The organism is Nocardia harenae NBRC 108248 (assembly GCF_001612885.1).
Classification (GTDB): domain Bacteria; phylum Actinomycetota; class Actinomycetes; order Mycobacteriales; family Mycobacteriaceae; genus Nocardia; species Nocardia harenae.
Genome location: NZ_BDBH01000004.1, coordinates 461,898 through 479,110, shown reverse-complemented (window position 1 = coordinate 479,110; position 17,213 = coordinate 461,898). Strand labels below are relative to the sequence as shown.

The 17,213-nt window shown below is 70.7% G+C and carries 15 protein-coding genes; 7 read left to right on the top strand and 8 right to left on the bottom strand.

The window, feature by feature from the left end; genetic code table 11:
- Positions 1-61 precede the first annotated feature (61 nt).
- The 4 genes from NH2_RS08355 to NH2_RS08340 are packed head-to-tail and all read right to left on the bottom strand — an operon-like array spanning position 62 to position 4,712.
- Positions 62-859 carry a crotonase/enoyl-CoA hydratase family protein gene (locus NH2_RS08355; RefSeq protein WP_067650757.1) on the bottom strand — a complete coding sequence of 266 codons (798 nt, stop codon included), beginning with the start codon at positions 857-859 and terminating at the stop codon, positions 62-64.
- Positions 856-2,004, bottom strand: coding sequence for a thiolase family protein (locus NH2_RS08350; RefSeq protein ID WP_067650755.1), 1,149 nt, complete (start codon positions 2,002-2,004; stop codon positions 856-858). Before NH2_RS08350 ends, NH2_RS08355 begins: the two co-directional genes overlap by 4 nt.
- Before the next feature lie 13 nt (positions 2,005-2,017).
- On the bottom strand, positions 2,018-3,166 hold the full coding sequence (locus tag NH2_RS08345; RefSeq protein ID WP_067650750.1) for an acyl-CoA dehydrogenase family protein: 1,149 nt from the start codon (positions 3,164-3,166) through the stop codon (positions 2,018-2,020).
- Positions 3,167-3,170: 4 nt separating this feature from the next.
- Positions 3,171-4,712, bottom strand: a complete 1,542-nt coding sequence (locus tag NH2_RS08340) for a class I adenylate-forming enzyme family protein (RefSeq protein ID WP_067650743.1) — start codon at positions 4,710-4,712, stop codon at positions 3,171-3,173.
- Positions 4,713-4,821: 109 nt separating this feature from the next.
- Here NH2_RS08340 and NH2_RS08335 point away from each other — a divergent pair, with 109 nt between their 5' ends.
- Entirely contained in the window at positions 4,822-5,622 is an 801-nt protein-coding gene (locus tag NH2_RS08335) for a FadR/GntR family transcriptional regulator (protein ID WP_067650740.1), read from the top strand.
- A gap of 120 nt (positions 5,623-5,742) precedes the next feature.
- Here NH2_RS08335 and NH2_RS08330 read toward each other — a convergent pair whose 3' ends face one another.
- A complete protein-coding gene (locus NH2_RS08330) occupies positions 5,743-7,239 on the bottom strand; it encodes a class I adenylate-forming enzyme family protein (RefSeq protein ID WP_067650736.1) in 1,497 nt (498 codons plus the stop codon).
- A gap of 150 nt (positions 7,240-7,389) precedes the next feature.
- On the opposite strand from NH2_RS08330, the gene NH2_RS08325 reads away from it, so the two are divergent.
- From NH2_RS08325 to NH2_RS08300, 6 genes are all read left to right on the top strand, one after another.
- On the top strand, positions 7,390-8,292 hold the full coding sequence (locus NH2_RS08325; RefSeq protein WP_084505327.1) for an acyl-CoA thioesterase: 903 nt from the start codon (positions 7,390-7,392) through the stop codon (positions 8,290-8,292).
- A gap of 37 nt (positions 8,293-8,329) precedes the next feature.
- Positions 8,330-9,337 (top strand): DUF2889 domain-containing protein, encoded by a 1,008-nt coding sequence (locus tag NH2_RS08320; protein WP_067650733.1) that lies wholly within the window; start codon positions 8,330-8,332, stop codon positions 9,335-9,337.
- Between the two features lie 355 nt (positions 9,338-9,692).
- Entirely contained in the window at positions 9,693-12,065 is a 2,373-nt protein-coding gene (locus NH2_RS08315) for a sensor histidine kinase (RefSeq protein ID WP_067650730.1), read from the top strand.
- 13 nt (positions 12,066-12,078) lie between these two features.
- Positions 12,079-12,510, top strand: a complete 432-nt coding sequence (locus NH2_RS08310; protein ID WP_067650726.1) for a roadblock/LC7 domain-containing protein — start codon at positions 12,079-12,081, stop codon at positions 12,508-12,510.
- Positions 12,507-12,881 carry a DUF742 domain-containing protein gene (locus NH2_RS08305; protein ID WP_067650724.1) on the top strand — a complete coding sequence of 125 codons (375 nt, stop codon included), beginning with the start codon at positions 12,507-12,509 and terminating at the stop codon, positions 12,879-12,881. The genes NH2_RS08310 and NH2_RS08305 overlap by 4 nt, the downstream gene beginning before the upstream one ends.
- On the top strand, positions 12,862-13,485 hold the full coding sequence (locus NH2_RS08300; protein WP_067650721.1) for a GTP-binding protein: 624 nt from the start codon (positions 12,862-12,864) through the stop codon (positions 13,483-13,485). The genes NH2_RS08305 and NH2_RS08300 overlap by 20 nt, the downstream gene beginning before the upstream one ends.
- Positions 13,486-13,524: 39 nt before the next feature.
- Here the strand turns inward: NH2_RS08300 and NH2_RS08295 are convergent, their stop codons facing one another.
- The 3 genes from NH2_RS08295 to NH2_RS08285 all read right to left on the bottom strand — a co-directional run bounded on the left by NH2_RS08295 (position 13,525) and on the right by NH2_RS08285 (position 17,164).
- Positions 13,525-15,045, bottom strand: coding sequence for a class I adenylate-forming enzyme family protein (locus NH2_RS08295; protein WP_067650718.1), 1,521 nt, complete (start codon positions 15,043-15,045; stop codon positions 13,525-13,527).
- Positions 15,046-15,189: 144 nt separating this feature from the next.
- The gene (locus NH2_RS08290) at positions 15,190-16,380 is read right to left on the bottom strand and encodes an acyl-CoA dehydrogenase family protein (protein ID WP_067650715.1); all 1,191 of its coding nucleotides are present in this window, start codon (positions 16,378-16,380) and stop codon (positions 15,190-15,192) included.
- Between the two features lies 1 nt (position 16,381).
- Positions 16,382-17,164, bottom strand: coding sequence for an enoyl-CoA hydratase/isomerase family protein (locus NH2_RS08285; RefSeq protein ID WP_157103656.1), 783 nt, complete (start codon positions 17,162-17,164; stop codon positions 16,382-16,384).
- Positions 17,165-17,213: the final 49 nt, after the last annotated feature.

Genomic DNA, 17,213 nt, shown 5'->3' with positions numbered 1-17,213 from the left:
CGGAGACGGGGGCGGCTTCGTCGTTGTCCGGCTCAGGCGGAGCGCGCCGCGAGCGTGGTGGTCACCGCGCCTGCCAGACCGGCGGCCGCTTCTCGGCGAAGGCCCGCGGCCCCTCCTTGGCGTCCTCGCTGGTCATCAGCTCGTTCCACTCGTACTCGGAGTGGCCCCACCGGTCGTTCTCGGCGAGCCGCTCGCCGCTGTGGATGCCGAGCGCGATCCGCTTGCTCGCCTGCACCGACAGCGGGGCGTTGACCGCGATCCGCTCGGCCAGCGCGAGCGCCGCCTCGACCACGGTGCCGTCCGGCACGACCTGGTTGATCAACCCGTACTCGCGGGCGGTAGCCGCTGAGATCGGATCGCCGGTGAGGATCATCTCCATGGCCAGCCGCTGCGGGATCTGGGCGGGCAGCCGGAACACCCCGCCCGCGCCGGCCAGCAGCCCCCGCTTGACCTCGGGCACCCCGAAGGTCGCGCTCTCGGCGGCCACGATGAGGTCGGCGGCCAGCGCCAGTTCCGTGCCGCCGCCGAGCGCCGTGCCGTTGACCGCGACGATGGTCGGCTTGCTGATCACGTGCCGCACGAACCCGGCGAAACCCCAGTGCTCGTTCCCCGGCGCGAACAGCGGCTCACCGCGCGCGATGGCCTTGAGGTCGGCCCCGGCGCAGAACGACTTGTCGCCCGCGCCGGTGAGCACGACCACCCGGATCTCCGGGTCGGCCTCCGCCTCGGCCAGCGCGCCGCCGACAGCGGCGCTCACCGCGGCGTTCACGGCGTTGCGCGCCTCCGGGCGGTTGATGGTGACCAGCAGGACGTTGCCCTTCCGCTCGACCAGCGCGGCGGCCTCGGTCGCGGCGGTCATCCCCGCACCAGCTCGAGAATCGAGGCGTTGGCCTGCCCGCCCGCCTCGCACATGGTCTGCAGGCCGTAGCGCAGGTCGTTGCGGCGCATGTGGAAGATCAGGTCGGTGAGGATCCGGGCGCCCGAGCCGCCCAGCGGGTGGCCGAGCGCGATCGCGCCGCCATTGGGGTTGAGCTTCTCGTCCGGGGCGCCGATCTCCTTCTGCCACGCCATCGGCACCGGCGCGAAGGCCTCGTTCACCTCGAACACGTCGATCTCCGCGACCGAGAGCCCCGATTTCCGCAGCGCCTTCTCGGTGGCCGGGATGGGGGCCCCGAGCATCATCACCGGGTCCGCGCCTGCCAGCACGGCGGTGTGCAGCCGCGCGATCGGCGTCAGCCCGTGCCGCTCGGCGAACTCGTCGCTGACGATGAGCAGTGCCGCGGCGCCGTCGGAGATCTGCGAGGCGTTGCCCGCGTGGATGACGCCGTCCTCCTTGAACACCGTCTTCAGCCCGGCCAGCCGCTCGACGGTGGTGCCGCGGCGAATGCCCTCGTCCTTGGCGAAGACGGTGCCGTCGGGCAGGGTGACCGGCACGATCTGGTCGTCGTAGAGCCCGGCGTCCTGCGCGGCCGCGGCGCGCTCGTGCGAGCGCGCCGAGAACGCGTCCAGCTCGGTGCGCGACAGCGCCCACTTCTCGGCCATGATCTCCGCCCCCATGCCCTGGTTGGGCGAGACCCCGTAGCGCTCCAGGAACCACGGGCTGTGCGGGGTGCCGTTCGCGGCCACCGTCGAGCCCATCGGGACCCGCGACATCGACTCGACACCGCCGGCCACGACCGCGTCGTAGTGGCCCGCGATCACCCCGGCCACCGCGAAGTTCAGCGACTGCTGCGACGAGCCGCACTGCCGGTCCACGGTCACCCCGGTCACCGACTCCGGCCAGCCGGCCGCCAGCGCCGCGGTGCGCGCGATGTCGAAGGTCTGCTCACCGACCTGCCCGACGCAGCCCCAGACGACGTCGTCGATCACCTCCGGATCGACGCCCGCCCTGGTCACCAGTTCTTTCAGGACGGTCGCCGACAGATCGGCGGGGTGGATGCCGGAGAGCGAACCGTTCCGTTTTCCGATCGGGGTCCGGACGGCCTCGACAATTACTGCGCCCATAGCGAGTTCCTTTCTACAGTCCGAGCGAACGCCCGATGATTTCCTTCATGATCTGGGTGGACCCGCCGTAGATCGTCTGGATCCGGGCATCCGCGTACGCCTTGGCGATCGGGTACTCCATCATGTAGCCATACCCGCCGTGCAGCTGCTGGCAGGTGTAGATGAGCCGCTGCTGCAGCTCGGTGGTCCACCACTTGGCCTTGGCCGCGTCGGTGCCGTCGAGGGTGCCCGCGTTCAGCGCGGTGATGCACCGGTCGACGTACACCTGGGCGATGTCGACCTCGGTCTCCAGCGTCGCCAGCTCGAACTTGTTGGCCTGCAGCGAGCCGATCGGCACCCCGAAGGCCCGCCGCGACTTCACGTACTCCAGCGTCGAGTCCAGCAGCGTCCGGCAGGAGGCGACCGCGGTCACGGCGATCGAGAGCCGCTCCATCGGCAGGTTGCGCATCAGGTGCACGAACCCGCGGCCGACCTCGCCGAGCACGTTCGCCGCGGGCACCCGCACCTGGTCGAAGTGCAGCTCCGCGGTGTCCTGGGAGTGCATGCCCAGCTTCTCGAGATTGCGGCCACGGGTGAATCCCGGCATGTCGCGCTCCACCCCGAGCAGGGTGAAGGCGCCGCTCGCCCCGGCCTCCGGGTCGGTGCGGGCCACCACGATGACGAGGTCGGCGTGGATGCCGGAGGAGATGAAGGTCTTCGACCCCGACACCACCCAGTCGCCGCCGTCGAGGTGCGCCGTGGTCCTGATCCCCTGCAGGTCGCTGCCTGCCCCCGGCTCGGTCATCGCCACCGCGGCGACCAGCTCACCGCGCGCGAACGCGGGCAGCCAGCGAGCCTTCTGCTCGTCGGTGGTGAGGTCGAGCAGGTAGGGCGCGAGCACATCGTTCTGCAGCGGGAAGGCGGGCCCACCGGAGGAGGCCCGTGTCACTTCCTCGTTGACGATCGTGTTGTAGCGGAAGTCGTCGGCCATCCCGCCGCCGCCGAACTCCTCGGGCACCGCGAAGCCGAGCAACCCGAACTCGGCGGCCTGGACGTAGAGCTTCCGGTCGATGATGCCGTCGGCCTCCCACTGCTCCTGATGCGGAGTCGCGTAGCGGGCGAGGAATTCCCGCACGGTCGCCCGGTACTGCTCGTGCTCGCTCTCGAAGATCTCCCTGCGCACCGGGCTACCCTCCCGTCACTGCGGAGACCGACGCGGACTCGTCCAGCTCCGCGACGAGTTCGAGCAGCCTGCGCCGGTCGACCTTCAGCGAGACGCCGCGGGGCAGCTCGGCGACGGTGTAGATCCGCACCGGGATCTCGTAGGCGGTCAGCTGGGCGCGGCAGAATTCCTTCAGCTCGTCCTCGGGAACCGGGGCCGCGCCGTCGCGCAGCTCGACGACCGCCACCGGGACCTTCCCCAGCCGCTGGTCGTCCCGGCCGTACACGGTCGCGTCGGCCACCGCGCTGTGGCCGCGCAGCGCCTCGGCGACCGTTTCCGGTTGCACCTTGAACCCGCCGCGGATGATCGCGTCGTCGGCGCGGCCCTCGATGTAGATGAAGCCGTCCTCGTCGATCCGGCCGAGATCGGAGGTGCGGACCCACTCATCCCGGCCGTTCCCGGTCTGCCCGGCGCTCACCTCGAGGCGGCCGGACTGCCCGGGCGCGAGCACGGCGCCGTCCGGGCCGACGGCGCGGAGCTCGACACCGGGCATCGGGCGGCCGATGCTCCCCCGCTTCCTGGTCCACCACTGCTCGTGCATGGATTTGGTCCAGCCGGCGATGGCGCCGGAGAATTCGGTCGCGCCGTACATGATCAGCACCGGGATGCCGTACTTCGCGGTGAACTCGTCCGCGAGGTCCGGATGGACGAAAGTCGTGCCTGCGGTGATGGCACGCAGGCTGGACAGGTCGGCGGGCGGGATGTCGGCGGCGATCACCGCGCGCATGGCCGCGGGCGGGAGCCCCGCCACGGACGGCCGATGCTCCCTGACCGCCGCGCACCAGCCCTCGACGGTGAATCGGGGCAGCAGGACGAAGGGCCTGGCCTCGGCCAGATTCTGCAGCACGCCCCACAGCCCGCCGATGTGCACGATCGGCAACGTGACCAGGGCGACGCGGCCGCTGAGCGGTACTCGATCCGGCGGCGCCGCCGCCCCGGTGTGGCCGTGCACCGCGCCGAGCGCGGCCGCCAGCTGGCGGTAGGTGAGCGGGATACGCTTGGGCGGGCCGGTGGTGCCCGAGGTGAAGATCTCCAGCGCCACCGATGCGGGGCCCTGGTCGCCCGAGTCCGGGGCGGGACTCGCGGGCCCCGCCGTGGTCGGCACCACCGCATCCCCGTCGACCGCGAAGCCGGCGATCGACCCCTCCTCGGCCGCGGCCCGGAACACCGGGTCGCTCCACATCGACGCCGAGGCCAGGACCACCGGCGGAGCGGCCGCGCGCAGGTCCGCGGTGAGCCGGGCGACCGGCTGCATCGGATTGAACGTGATGATGGTGCGGCCGTTGCCGAGAACGGCGATCAGCGCGGCGATGGATTCGACCCGGTTGTCGAGAACGACGCCGATTCTGCTGCCGCTGCCGCACCCGGCGGCCGTCAGCGCGCTGTCCAGGCTCTCCGCGAGGGACCTGACCTCTCCCCAGGTGAACCAGGTATCGCCCTGTTTGACCATGGCGGCGTCGCTGTCCGCCGCCCACAGCCGGGCGAGCGCGCCCTCGATGCTTGTCATGCGAAACCTCCCACACCTGCGGTACCGGGCCGTCGGGTGGACCGCGCACCCTTGGTCAAAATAACTGACAAGGTTAACTAGGTCAACAATCACAGGGTACTCTGAAGCAATGAAGAACACCCGTGCCGCCGTGTCCCGCGGGCTCGCCGCCGCAGGAACGCCGCTGCGCACGCCCAAGACCGCGGAGCTGGTCGCCATGCGGCTCCGGCGCGATATCGTCCGCGGCGAGCTGCTGACCGGCGACGTGCTGCCCACCGAGGCCGAGCTGATGACGCAGTTCGGCATCTCCCGGCCGACGCTGCGCGAGGCGATCCGCATCCTGGAGGCCGAGTCGCTGCTCAGCAGCCGCCGCGGCACGCGCGGCGGGGCGCAGGTGACCGGGCCCGATATCGCGGTCGCGGCGCGCTACATCGGCATGATCCTGCAGATGCAGGGCACCACCCTCGCCGACATCCAGGAGGCGAGAATGCTCATCGAGCCGATCTGCGCCGGGCTGCTCGCCGAGCGCCACACCGCCAAGGATCTGCGCGATCTGCGCGCGTGCGTCGAAGTGCTGCACCGGATCGCCGACCACGATGCCACCGCACCGGCGCCCGGCGCCGAGTACATCGAGTTCGTCGCGCAGTTCCACCGGCTGGTCGTCGAACGGGCCGGTAACCGGAGCCTGGCCGTGCAGGCCACCGTGCTCGGCACCGTCATCGCCGCGCACCGGGCGCACACCGCCGCGGACGGGGCCGGGCCGCACCGGTACGGCGCCGACCTCGGCTCGCTGGACGAACTCGTCGGGCTGATCGCCGCCGGTGACCGCCGCGGTGCCCAGGAGCACTGGGCCGAACACCTCCGGGTCACCGGCGGCGGGCTGCTCCGGGGCCGACCGGGTGGCGCGACCGTCGTCGACCTCTTCGCCTGATGGCCCGCCCGCGCCGGAGCGCGGGATGCGGGCCGCGGCGGGAGGCAGAGGTGGGGCCTCCCGCCCGCGCCGGGAATCCGGACCGCGCAGCGAGTGCACGGCCCCGCTCCCCCGTCGCAATTACACCGCGACGTCGCCCGAGGTGATCCGCTCGAGCACGTGCCTGCGCACCAGTTTCCCGGTCTCGGTCCGCGGGAGTTCGTCCCAGTACACGATGCGCTCCGGAGTCTTGCTGCCGCGCAGCACCTTTCGTACGTAGTCGCGCAGCTCCTCGGCATCGGGCACGGCGCCGGGGCGCGCCACGACGGCGGCCTCGATCCGCTGGCCCCACACCTCGTCCGGCACGCCGACCACGGCGACGTCGAGCACCGCGGGATGCCGGAGGATGACGTCCTCGATCTCGGCGGGCGCGATGTTCTCCGCCCCGCGGATGATCGTGTCGTCGACCCGGCCCCCGATGAACAGGTAGCCCTCCGCGTCCAGGTACCCGTGGTCGCGGGTGTCGAAGAAGCCGCGCTCGTCGACCGCGCGGCCGATACCGGCGTACTCGGCGGAGACCTGCTCGCCGCGCACGCAGATCCGGCCCGGGATCCCGGGGCCGACGGGTGCGCCGTCCGCGTCCCGGATCTCCAGGTCGATGCCGGGCACGACTCGCCCGACCGACCCGAGCCGGGCGCGCACGGCGGGATCGGAGCCGGTCAGCGCCGCCCGGTGCTCCTCCGGTCCGAGTACGGCCACCGTCGAGCTGGTCTCGGTCAGGCCGTAGGCGTTGACGAAGCCGACCTCCGGCCAGATCCGCAGGGCCTTCTCGATCACGGCGATCGGCATCGGCGCTCCGCCGTAGGCCAGGCTGCGCAGCGACGGCAGCGTCTTGTCCTCGTCGGACTCGACGATCCGGGCGAGCATCGTCGGCACCACGAGCGCGTTGGTGATCCGCTCCGCACGGGCGACCCCGAGCCACTGCGCGGGGGTGAACCGTTCGAGCACGATGGTGCGCCGCCCGGAGTACAGGCTGGTGATGGCATTCGCGACGGCGGCGATGTGGTACGGGGGCACGCTGATCAACGCGGCGTCGGTCTCGTCGGCCGAGGCGAACTCGACCGATCCGAACACGTACGAGGTCAGGTGCTCGTGCCGCAGCAGCACCCCCTTCGGTGCCGACGTGGTACCGCTGGTGTAGATGACCACCGCGGGAGCCTCGGTGTCCTCGGCGGGTAGCGCGGCGGCGCCGGGCTCGGCGGTCGCGGCCAGCCACTGCTCCGGAGTCCTGGCCGCGACGCCCGCGTCGCGCAGAATCGGCAGCTGCGCCTCGTCGGCGATCCCGAGCGCGCGCGGATGGTTGGCCAGAAGTGCCTGGATCTGCTCGTGGCCGAGCCGGTAGTTCACCGGAACCAGCGGCACCCCGGCCAGCGCGGCCGAGAACATGGCCACCGGAAAGGCCGGTCCGTTGACGGCCAGATAGACGACCGAATCCGCGCCGGACTCCCGGATCACCGCCGCTCCCGCGGCGGCCATTGCCCCGAGCCCGGCGGCGGTGATGCCGTTCTCCCTGGAGCCGATGACGACCCGGTCACCGAAACCATCGATCGCCATGTCCAGCAGCATCGTCAGATTCATTCGCCACTCCCAAGTCCGCATCTCAGCCGCATCGTCGCCGATCGAACGCCGAGCCGCAAGCGCTCACATAGTTATCATAGTACAACAAGTGGACGGTCGCTCCGATTGTCCGCGGTCGCCACAACTATGACCTAGTTATATAGTGGATCGATGTCCAGCAGCCTCGAGCTCGGCGCGATCGATCCCGCGCCCGGTCCGCATCCGCCGCTTCCGCGCATCCTCGACCTCGAGGAAATCGACACCGACCTGTTCCTCGGCCGGACCCACAACGACGAAGCGGTGCGGATCTTCGGCGGCCAGGCCGTCGCCCAGGCCCTGGTCGCGGCGGGCCGGACGGTGCCGCCGGAGCGCCGGGCGCACTCGCTGCACGGCTACTTCATCCACCCCGGAAATCCGCGCGCGCCGGTCGTCTTCCACGTCGAGCGGGTCCGGGACGGCGGAAGTTTCACCACCCGAACGGTCCGGGCCACGCAGCGCGGGGTGGCCGTCTTCGTGCTGACGGCGTCGTTCCACCGGCCGGAGCCGGGCTTCTCCCATCAGCTCACGCGCAGCACCGCGCTGCCGCCCGAAGAGCTCCCCGCCTTCGAGGACTCGATTCCGCCCGATCATGTCGACCACACCGCCTGGCTGCCGCTGATGCGCGCCAATATCGCGATCGATTTCCGATTTCCCGAGGAGTACCCGCGGGTCGCCATCGCGCGCGGAGAATCCCGGCCGCCGCGGCAGCGCGCCTGGGTGCGCACCCTCGACCGGCTCCCCGACGATCCCCTGACGCAGGCCGCCGGCTTCGCCTACGTCTCGGACATGTTCCTGCTGTCGTCGACCCTGTCGCCGCACGGCATCACCGTCGATGATCCGCGACTGCAGCACGCGAGCCTCGATCACGCGATCTGGCTGCACCAGGAATTCCGTTCCGACGAGTGGCACCTCTACGAGCAGGAGGGGGTGTGGACCGGGGGCGGGCGCGGCCTGGCCAGGGGCCACCTCTACGACCGGGACGGCGTGCTGGTCGCGAGCACAACCCAGGAGGGGCTGCTCCGGCTGCGAGCGTGACCGCTGTCGAATCGTCCGTGCAGCAGGAGGTAATCGAATGGCAGTGGAGATTCCGATCGGCCTCGTCGCGCGGGGGCCCGCCGGACCGACCCCGCCCCGCCGCCCCGGCTCGGTCCGGCGCACCTCGACCGTGGACATGCGCTGGCCCGGCGGGCAGGGCACCCAGCTCCGGCTCACCGGGCGCGCCCGCGATCTGCTGACCCCGGGCGACGGAACTGCCCCGGTACCGCTGCGCGAGGACGCCATGCGGGTCGGCGTCGACCCCGCGACGCGCACCATCGAGGAGATCGAGACCACGCCCGCGCATCCGCGCGTCGCCGCATTGGCCGGGCTGCGCGGCGGCAGCAACTCCCGGGGCGTGCTGGCCGAGACGATGGCCGACGAAGCCGCCGCGGGCACGCCGCTCTACCTGTTGCTCGACGACATCTCGGGCTCGTCGCTGATCGCGGGCTTCGCCTACTCCCGCTGGATCGACCACGACGTGTTCGTCCAGGCGCTCGCCACCCGGCCCGCCCGCGACGTGACCGGGGTCTGCGTGGGGCTGCAGGCGGGATCGTCCGCGCTGCGGCCCGACGGGTCGGCGAAGTGGGACCATCGGGTCCGGCCGGTCGGGCCACTGCCGCGGGCGGACGACCCCGCGGGCTGGCACGCGCTGGAAGAGATCACCGAGGTCTCGATGCGCCGGGCACGCCGCATCGACGTGCACCTGGACGATGTGATCGTCATCGACTCGATGTTCCAGGACAGCTCGACCACGCCCGCGGGCGGACGGGTCGCCGTGCACGAGTACCGGGTGCGCGCCACCGCCGACCCGGCCACCGGACGGCTGCTCGGCGTCGACGCCGATCCGCGGGTACTTCCGTACGCCGAGTGCCCGCTCGCCGCGCTGAATGTCGGCACGGTGATCGGCACTCCACTCGCCGACCTGCGCAGCGTCGTGCAGCACGAACTCGCGGGCACCGCGGGGTGCACCCACCTCAACGACGCGCTGCGGGCGCTCGCCGAGGTCCCCGCCCTGGTCCGCGCGCTGCGCGCGGAGCGCTGACCGCGGCAGGCGCACGCCACCCGCACCCCGCTTTCGCCGCCGCCGGTATCGGTGCGTGCCGCCGCGGAACCACCCCGGACCTCCCGCTGCCGCGCAGGCGACCCGGCCGGAATCCTTCCGGCCGGTATGCCGAAAGAGACGACCTATTTCCCCGCATCGGGCATCGCGTCCCCCGCGCGGAGTGGCGGGCCGTTGCGGGTCCGGCAACGCGAAAATCGCTGTCATCCCACCATAGACGGCCATATGGACGCCGGTGGTCGCCGCACCGTTGGTAGCAGGTACGCATCGCAAATCAGTAGAATCAATTGTCCGAAACAGCTATCCCCTGAACGAACCACCGGCTAGGTTGGATCGGGTGTTCAAGGCATTCCGCACGCTCCGCGCGCGCCTGTCGGCCATCGCGCTGATTCCCAGCCTCGCGCTCCTGCTCATCGGCGGCGGCGGGGCCGCATACCTCGTGCTGGATGGTCAGCAGCTGGAGAACTGGGCCGCCGAACAGGAGGACCAGGCCGCCCCAGCGGTCGACTTCGCCCGCACGGTGCAGACCGAGCGGCGCGTGACGCTGCTCCGGATCGCCGGAGACCGCGAGGTCGCCGACGAACTGCAGAGCGCGCGAGCCGGGCTGGACACCACGATGCGCCACAGCATCGAGGCGACCGCCGCCTACGAGGCCGCCAAGCCCGGCTCCGCCGCCGGCGCGCAGAAGGTCTTCGAGCAGCTGGGGCGCGAACTGCTGTCCATGCGGGCCCGGGTCGACACGAACGCCGTCGCACCCCTGGATGCCTACGCCTTCTACAACCAGCTGATGGCGGTCTCCCGCGGCGCCATGTCGGCCTACGCGCACAGCGCGCCGGATACCGAGATCGCGCTCGGCCTCGCCACGGTCGTCGACCTGATCGCCGCCACCGACGCCTTCACCCGCGCCCACGACCTGGCGATCGCGGGCGCGACCGCGGGCGGCTCGGCACCCGAGGAGCGCGCGGAAGTCGTGCAGCAGATCGGGTTCTTCCGCAACCAGATGATGATGGTCGAGGCCGCCCTCGCTCCGGAGGCGCAGGCAAGCTGGCAGGAGCTGACCGCGTCCGCCGAGTGGCAGCGGCTGCAGGAGGCGGAGCGCGTGCTGCTGCAGGGCACGAGCCCGGACACCGCCGCCGCGCGAACCGGAACCCGCAGCGGCGCGGCCGAGACGAGCGAGCCGCCGCCGATCCCCATCGCGGAGTGGCAGGCGGCGGTGGTCGCGGTGACCGATGGCCTGCTGCGCGTCTGGAACGCGCAGATCGATCGCACCACCGTGCTCACCCACGCCACCGGCGACAACAGGGCGAATCGCTCACTGGTCGCCGGGCTCACGATCCTCGCGGTCAGCATCGTCGCCCTGGTGACCGCGTTGCAGCTGTCGAGCCGGATGATCCGGCGCCTGCACCGGCTGCGCGACGAGACGATCACCCTGACCGACGACCAGCTCCCCGACATCGTCGGCAAGCTGCGCCGCGGCGAGCAGGTGGACGTCGAATCATCGCTGCAGCGTCTCGAATTCGGCTCGGACGAGATCGGCGAGGTGGCCGATGCCTTCAACCGCGCCCAGCTGACCGCGGTGCGGGCCGCCGAGGCCGAGGCGCAGACCAGGACAGGCGTGAACACCGTCTTCCTGAACATCGCCTACCGCAGCCAGGTCGTGCTGCACCGGCACCTCAAGCTCCTCGACGAGGCGGAGTACGAGCAGGAGGATCCGAAGGTACTCGACCTGCTCTTCCGGCTGCATCACCTGGCGACCCGGGAGCGCCGCAACGCGGAGAACCTGATCATCCTCGGCGGCGAGCAGCCGCGGCGGCAGTGGCGCAATCCGGTCCGGCTGGAGGACCTGGTCCGTGGCGCGGTGGCCGAGGCGCAGGACTACATGCGCGTCCGGGTGGTGCGGCTGCCCGACGTCAGAGTGATCGGCAGCGCGATCGCCGACCTCATGCATCTGCTGGCCGAGCTGGTCGACAATGCGACGTCGTTCTCGCCACCGGACTCGCGCGTGGAGGTCTCCGGCAATGCCGTCGGCCGGGGCGTGGTGGTCGAGATAGTCGATCAGGGCCTCGGGATTCCCGCGGATCGCATGGCCGAGCTCAACGAGATGCTCTCCTCGCCACCGGATTTCGCGCTCGCGGCGCTGACAAGGGACAACCGGCTCGGCATGTTCGTCGTCGCCCGGCTCGCGGCGCGCATCGATGTGTCGGTCCGGCTGGCCGAGTCCGAGTACGGCGGCGTCAAGGCCGTGGTGCTCGTCCCGGCCGCGCTGCTCTCCGCCGACGACGACCCCGGGCGCGAGCTGCCCGCGGGCGCCGACCGCGCGCCCGCGCCTGTCGATCGGGCGCCGTCGGCGATGGCCGACCCCGGCGGATACCACACCGCCGGCGGCGGTGCGCACTCCTGGCAGGGCGGGCATGCCGTCGGTGCGGAACAGCCGGGACATCGGCTCGACGGGCCCGTCGCGGACCGGTACGCCGACCAGGCTCCGCCCCCGCACGACCCCCGCCCCGACCTGCCGCGCCGGCGCCGCCAGGAGAGCCTGGCACCGCAACTCGCGCACACCCAGCCCCCGGAACAGGCACCGCACTCGGAACCGCCCGCCCAGCGCTCGGCGCACGAAGCCAAGGCCCTCTACACCGCGATCGAGAACGGGACCCGCCAGGGTCGCGTGAATCCGCCGCGGTACCCGAACTCCACCGGCACCGACTACTGAACAGGGAACACCAGTGACGACCTCTTCCGGCACCACCAGGAATCTCGACTGGCTCCTCGACGATCTACTGAACCGCTTACCCGGTATCGAGAGCGCGGTGGTCCTCTCGACGGATGGCATGCTGATCAGTAAATCCAGCTCCCTGACCCGCGACAGCGCCGAGCAGTTCTGCGCCATGGCCTCGGCGCTGCAGGGGCTCGCCCGCAGCGCGGGCGGGCACTTCGGCGTCGGCGGGGTCCGCCAGTCGGTCATCGAACTGGACCGCGCGATGCTGTTCGTGACCTCCGCGGGCGACAACGCCTGCCTGGCGGTGCTGGCCGACGACACCACGAACATGGGCATGGTCGCCTACGAGATGAACCAGACCGTCACCAGTGTCGGATCCTTCCTCTCGACCGGCACCCGGCCGCATCCGGGCAACGACATGGGATATCGATTGCCATGACCGCGCAGGACACACCCTGGTTCGACGACGACGCGGGCCCACTGGTGCCCGCGTACGCGGTGACGCGGGGACGCACCAGGAGCAACAGCCACGAGCTGGACATGATCACGCTGGTGATCACGATGTCGACCGGCATCGGCATGACCAGGGCCGAGCCCGAGTACCGGGAGATCCTGCGGCTGTGCGGTGTCCCGAAATCGGTCGCCGAGATCTCGGCCGCGATCCGCAGGCCGCTCGCGGTCACCAAGGTGCTGATCGGCGATCTGATCAACGACGGGTACGTGGCCTACCGCTCGCCACAGCCCATGAACGCCGATTCAGCGGACATCAATCTACTTCGGACGGTACTGGATGGTATTCGCGCACTCTGAGCTCCGCGACCGGGATCCGGTGTCGATCACCGCGGTGAAAATTCTGATCGCGGGCGGTTTCGGCGTCGGCAAGACCACGCTCGTCTCCACGATCAGCGAGGTCGTTCCGCTGCGCACCGAGGAGGTCATCAGCGAACTCAGCATCGGGGTGGACGACCTCTCGGGCGTGGAGTCGAAGACCACGACGACGGTCGCGTTCGACTTCGGCCGCATCACGCTCACGCCGCAGTGCGTGCTGTATCTGTTCGGCACGCCGGGGCAGGACCGCTTCTGGTTCCTCTGGGACGAACTCTCGCGCGGCTCGCTCGGCGCGGTCGTGCTGGTCGACACCCGGCGGCTCGGCGACTCGTTCGCGGCGGTGGACTACTTCGAGAGCAGGCGCATCCCGTTCGCGCTCGCGGTGAACTGCTTCGACGCCGCGGCAAGGTACTCCGTGGAGGAGGTCAGGGCCGCGCTCGACCTCGGCCCCGACACCCCCATCGCCTTGTGCGACGCACGGCATCGGGAGTCGGTCAAGAACGTCCTGCTCACCCTGATGGAATACGTGCTGGCGCGCGCGAATCGGCTGGTCGAGATGCGGCCCGGGCATCTCTCGGGCGGCTAGCGCGGTGCCGGGCCTGCGCGCGCAGGCCCGGCACCGCCGCTACGCCGATTCGGCTTCGGCCTCGACTTCGGCGACCAGCTCGAGTAGCCGCCGTCGATCGACCTTGAGCGAAACGCTGCGCGGTAGCTCGTCCACCACGTACACCGCGACCGGGACCTCGTAGGCCGTCAGCTGCTTGCGCACGAACTCCTTGAGTTCGGCCTCGTCCACCGGAGCCGCACCCTCGACCAGCTCGATCACCGCGATCGGCACCTGGCCGAGCCGCTCGTCGGCCCGGCCGAAGACCGAGGCGTCGAGCACCGAATCGTGCGCGCGCAGGGCATCGCACACCGTCTCCGGCTGCACCTTGAAACCGCCGCGGACGATCGCGTCGTCGGCGCGGCCGTCGATGTAGAGGAACCCGTCGTCGTCCAGGTGGGCGAGATCGCTGGTACGGACCCACTGGTCGGTGCCGGTGCCGGTCTGGCTCGAGCACACCTCGAGCCTGCCGGTGGTGCCGACCGGCAGCACTGTCCCGTGCTCGTCGACGGTGCGCATCCGCACGCCGGGGAACGGCCGGCCGACGCTGCCGCGCTTGCGCTTCCACCACTCCCGGTGCAGTGGTTTCGTCCAGCCGGCGATGGCGCCGCCGAACTCCGTCGCGCCGTACATGATCAGCACCGGCACGTCGTAGCGGGAACTGAACTCGTCCGCCAGGTCCGGGCTGACGAAGGTGGTGCCCGTGGTGATGGCGCGCAGACTGGCCAGCTTCTCCGCGGGCACCCCTGCGTCGAGGACCGACCGCATGGCGGCGGGCGGCAAGCCGGCGAGGCCGAGCCGGTGTTCCGACACGGCCGTCACCCACCCCTCGACGGTGAAGCGCGGCAGCATGACGATCGGGCGGGCCTCGGCGAGGGCCTGGATCACGCCCCACAGCCCGCCGATGTGCACGATCGGAAGCGACACGAGCGCGACCCTGCCGGTCAGCGGCTCCCGCCGCTCCAGCCCTTTGCCGGTGTGGCCGTGCACCGCCGCGAGCGCCGCCTCCAGCTGCCGCCAGGTCAGCTTGATGCGCTTGGGCGGGCCGGTGGTGCCCGAGGTGAACATCTCGACCGCGACCGGCTCCCGATCGTGCTCAGCGGCACCGAGCTCGACCTCGGGCCCCCCGGTGCGCTGCACCACCTCGACGCCGTCGACGGCGAAGCCGAGAACGCCCGCCGAGGCCAGCGCCGACGCGAATTCCTCCTCGTCCCAGAGGCTCTGCGGGGCGAGCACCACCTGCGGAAGCGCGGCGACCGCGTCCGCGGTGACCCGCGGCAGCGGCTGCATCGGATTGAGTGTGATGATGGTGCGGCCCTTGCCGAGCACAGCGATCAGCGCGGCAACGGATTCCATCCGATTACCGAGCACCACCCCGACCCGCGAGCCCTCGCCGCAGCCGACCCGGCCGAGTTCGATATCGACCTTCTCGACCAGCGCGCGCACCCCGCTCCAGGTATGCCACGCCGCATCCTGCTGAACCAGTTTCGCGTCGTCGGATGCCGACCACAGCAACCCCAGCGCTTCCCTGATACCCGTCACTCGATGCTCCTACTTCTGCCGACGGGAAGAACTGGAGTTCGTTCCGCAGCGGTCCCGTTGTCCTGCGGTTTCCCGCGCTAAGCCGAGAGAACCATGTGGCCCAAAGATAGATCACATAGTTAACTAGGTCAATCGGGAAAACCCCTACCGAGGCATCCCGAGCCCCCGCTCGGCGATGATGTTGCGCATGATTTCCGAACTGCCGCCCGCGATCGTGAAACCGCGCGCGTACAGGAACTCGTCCTGCCATCGGCCCCGGTCGACGGCCTTCGGATCACCCTCGACGAGAATCCCCGCCTCGCCGGCGAGTTCGAGGGCGAAGCGGGCGATGTCGACGCCGAGCTCGCTGAACATCAGCTTCGCCATCGGCGCGTCGTAGGGCCGTTCGGTCTTGCGCGACCACCGGCTGATGTTCGCGTAGACCAGCGCCGAGAGCGCCGCCACGGACGCGGCCAGCTCACCGATCCGGTCCTGGACCGCGCCGTCCTCGATCGCGGGCCTGCCGTTCCTGGTGACGTTCTTCGCGAGGTCCTTCAGCGCCTCCACGTTCTGCTGCAACCGCACCGCGCTCGTGGCCACGCCGCTGCGCTCGTGCGACAGACTGGAATTGGCGATCGTCCAGCCGCGGTTCGGTTCCCCGATCAACGCGTCCGCCGGGAGCTCGACACCGTCGAGGAAGACCTCGTTGAAATCGGAGGTCCCCGTCATCTCCCGCAGCGGCCGCACCTCGACGCCCGGCAGCCGCATATCGACGATGAACGCGCTGATGCCTTTGTGTTTCGGCGCCTCCGGATCGGTGCGCGCGAGCAGGTAACCGTAATCGGCCCAGTGCCCGTTGGTCGTCCACACCTTCTGACCGGTGACCCGGTAGCCACCGTCCTCGCCGGGCACCGCCCTGGTCCGCAGGGAGGCGAGGTCGCTGCCCGATCCGGGCTCGCTGAACAGCTGGCAGAAGATCAACCGGCCCGAGCGGATTCCGGGCAGGTACGCCCGCCGCTGCTCGTCGGTACCGAAGTCGATGAGCGCGTGCGCCACCAGCTGCGCGGCGCCCTGCACGGGGGCAGGCGCACGGCCGCGCGCGATCTCCTCGCCGACGACCACGTCGCGCTCGGAGGAGTGCGCGGCCCCCCTGCCGCCGAACTCTTCGGGCCAGTCACCGCCGATATAGCCCGCGGCGAACAGCTTCCCGGTCCACTCCTTCAGCAGCGCCAGCTCTTCGGCGCTCTCCGCGCTGCGGACTCCCGCCTTCACCTCGACGGCGGGCTTGTTCGCGGCGATGAAGTCGCGGACCTCGGCACGGAACTTCTCCAGCTCCGGGGTCATCCCGAAATCCATGTCAGCGCACCTGGTACTCGCGGGTCGCGACCTCCGAGCGGACCACCTCGGCCCGGCCGAGGGGGTTACCGATGTCGGTGTAGTACATGCCGGTGGCGAGCGCGGCGGTGCGGCCGGTGTTCTTGGACTCCCAGATCGCCCGCACGCTGCCCTGGATGGCGGCCGCGGGCTTGGCCGCGATCCGCTCGGCGAGTTCCTGGGCACGCGGCCACAGCTCCGCGCGGGTCACGATCTCGCTGATGAAACCGATCTCCAGCGCGCGCTTGGCCGACATCCGCTCGTCCAGCCCGAGCAGCACCATGCGCAGCACCTCGCCGATCGGGATCCGGTGCGCGAGCCCGATCGGTTCGAGGGCGGCGACCATGCCGTAGGAGACGTGCGGATCGAAGAACTGCGCGTCCTCGCTGGCGATGATGATGTCGGCCTCGTTGAGCCAGTAGAGCGCGCCGCCCGCGGCCATTCCGTGCACCGCGCAGATCAGCGGCTTCCAGCAGCCGTTGTGCTTGGGCGAGAGGTCGATGCCGGGATCGCGGCGGCTGAAGACGTTCTCGGAGAGGAAGGTGCCCTCCTTGACGTCGGCGCCGGTGGAGAAGGCGCGCTCGCCGTTCGCCCGCAGCACGATCACGTGGACGTCGGCTTCTTCCCTGGCGTAGGCCCAGAGGTCGAAGAACTCCCGGCGCATGGTGTTGGTGAACGAGTTCAGCCGGTCGGGGCGATCGAGGGTGATCGTCAGGACGTGGTCCTTCAACTCCGCGATCACCGTCGTCAAACCGCTCAGATCCACAATTCCTCCTGAAAGATACGGGTCGCCGGCGGCGACGGTGGCCGGCTCG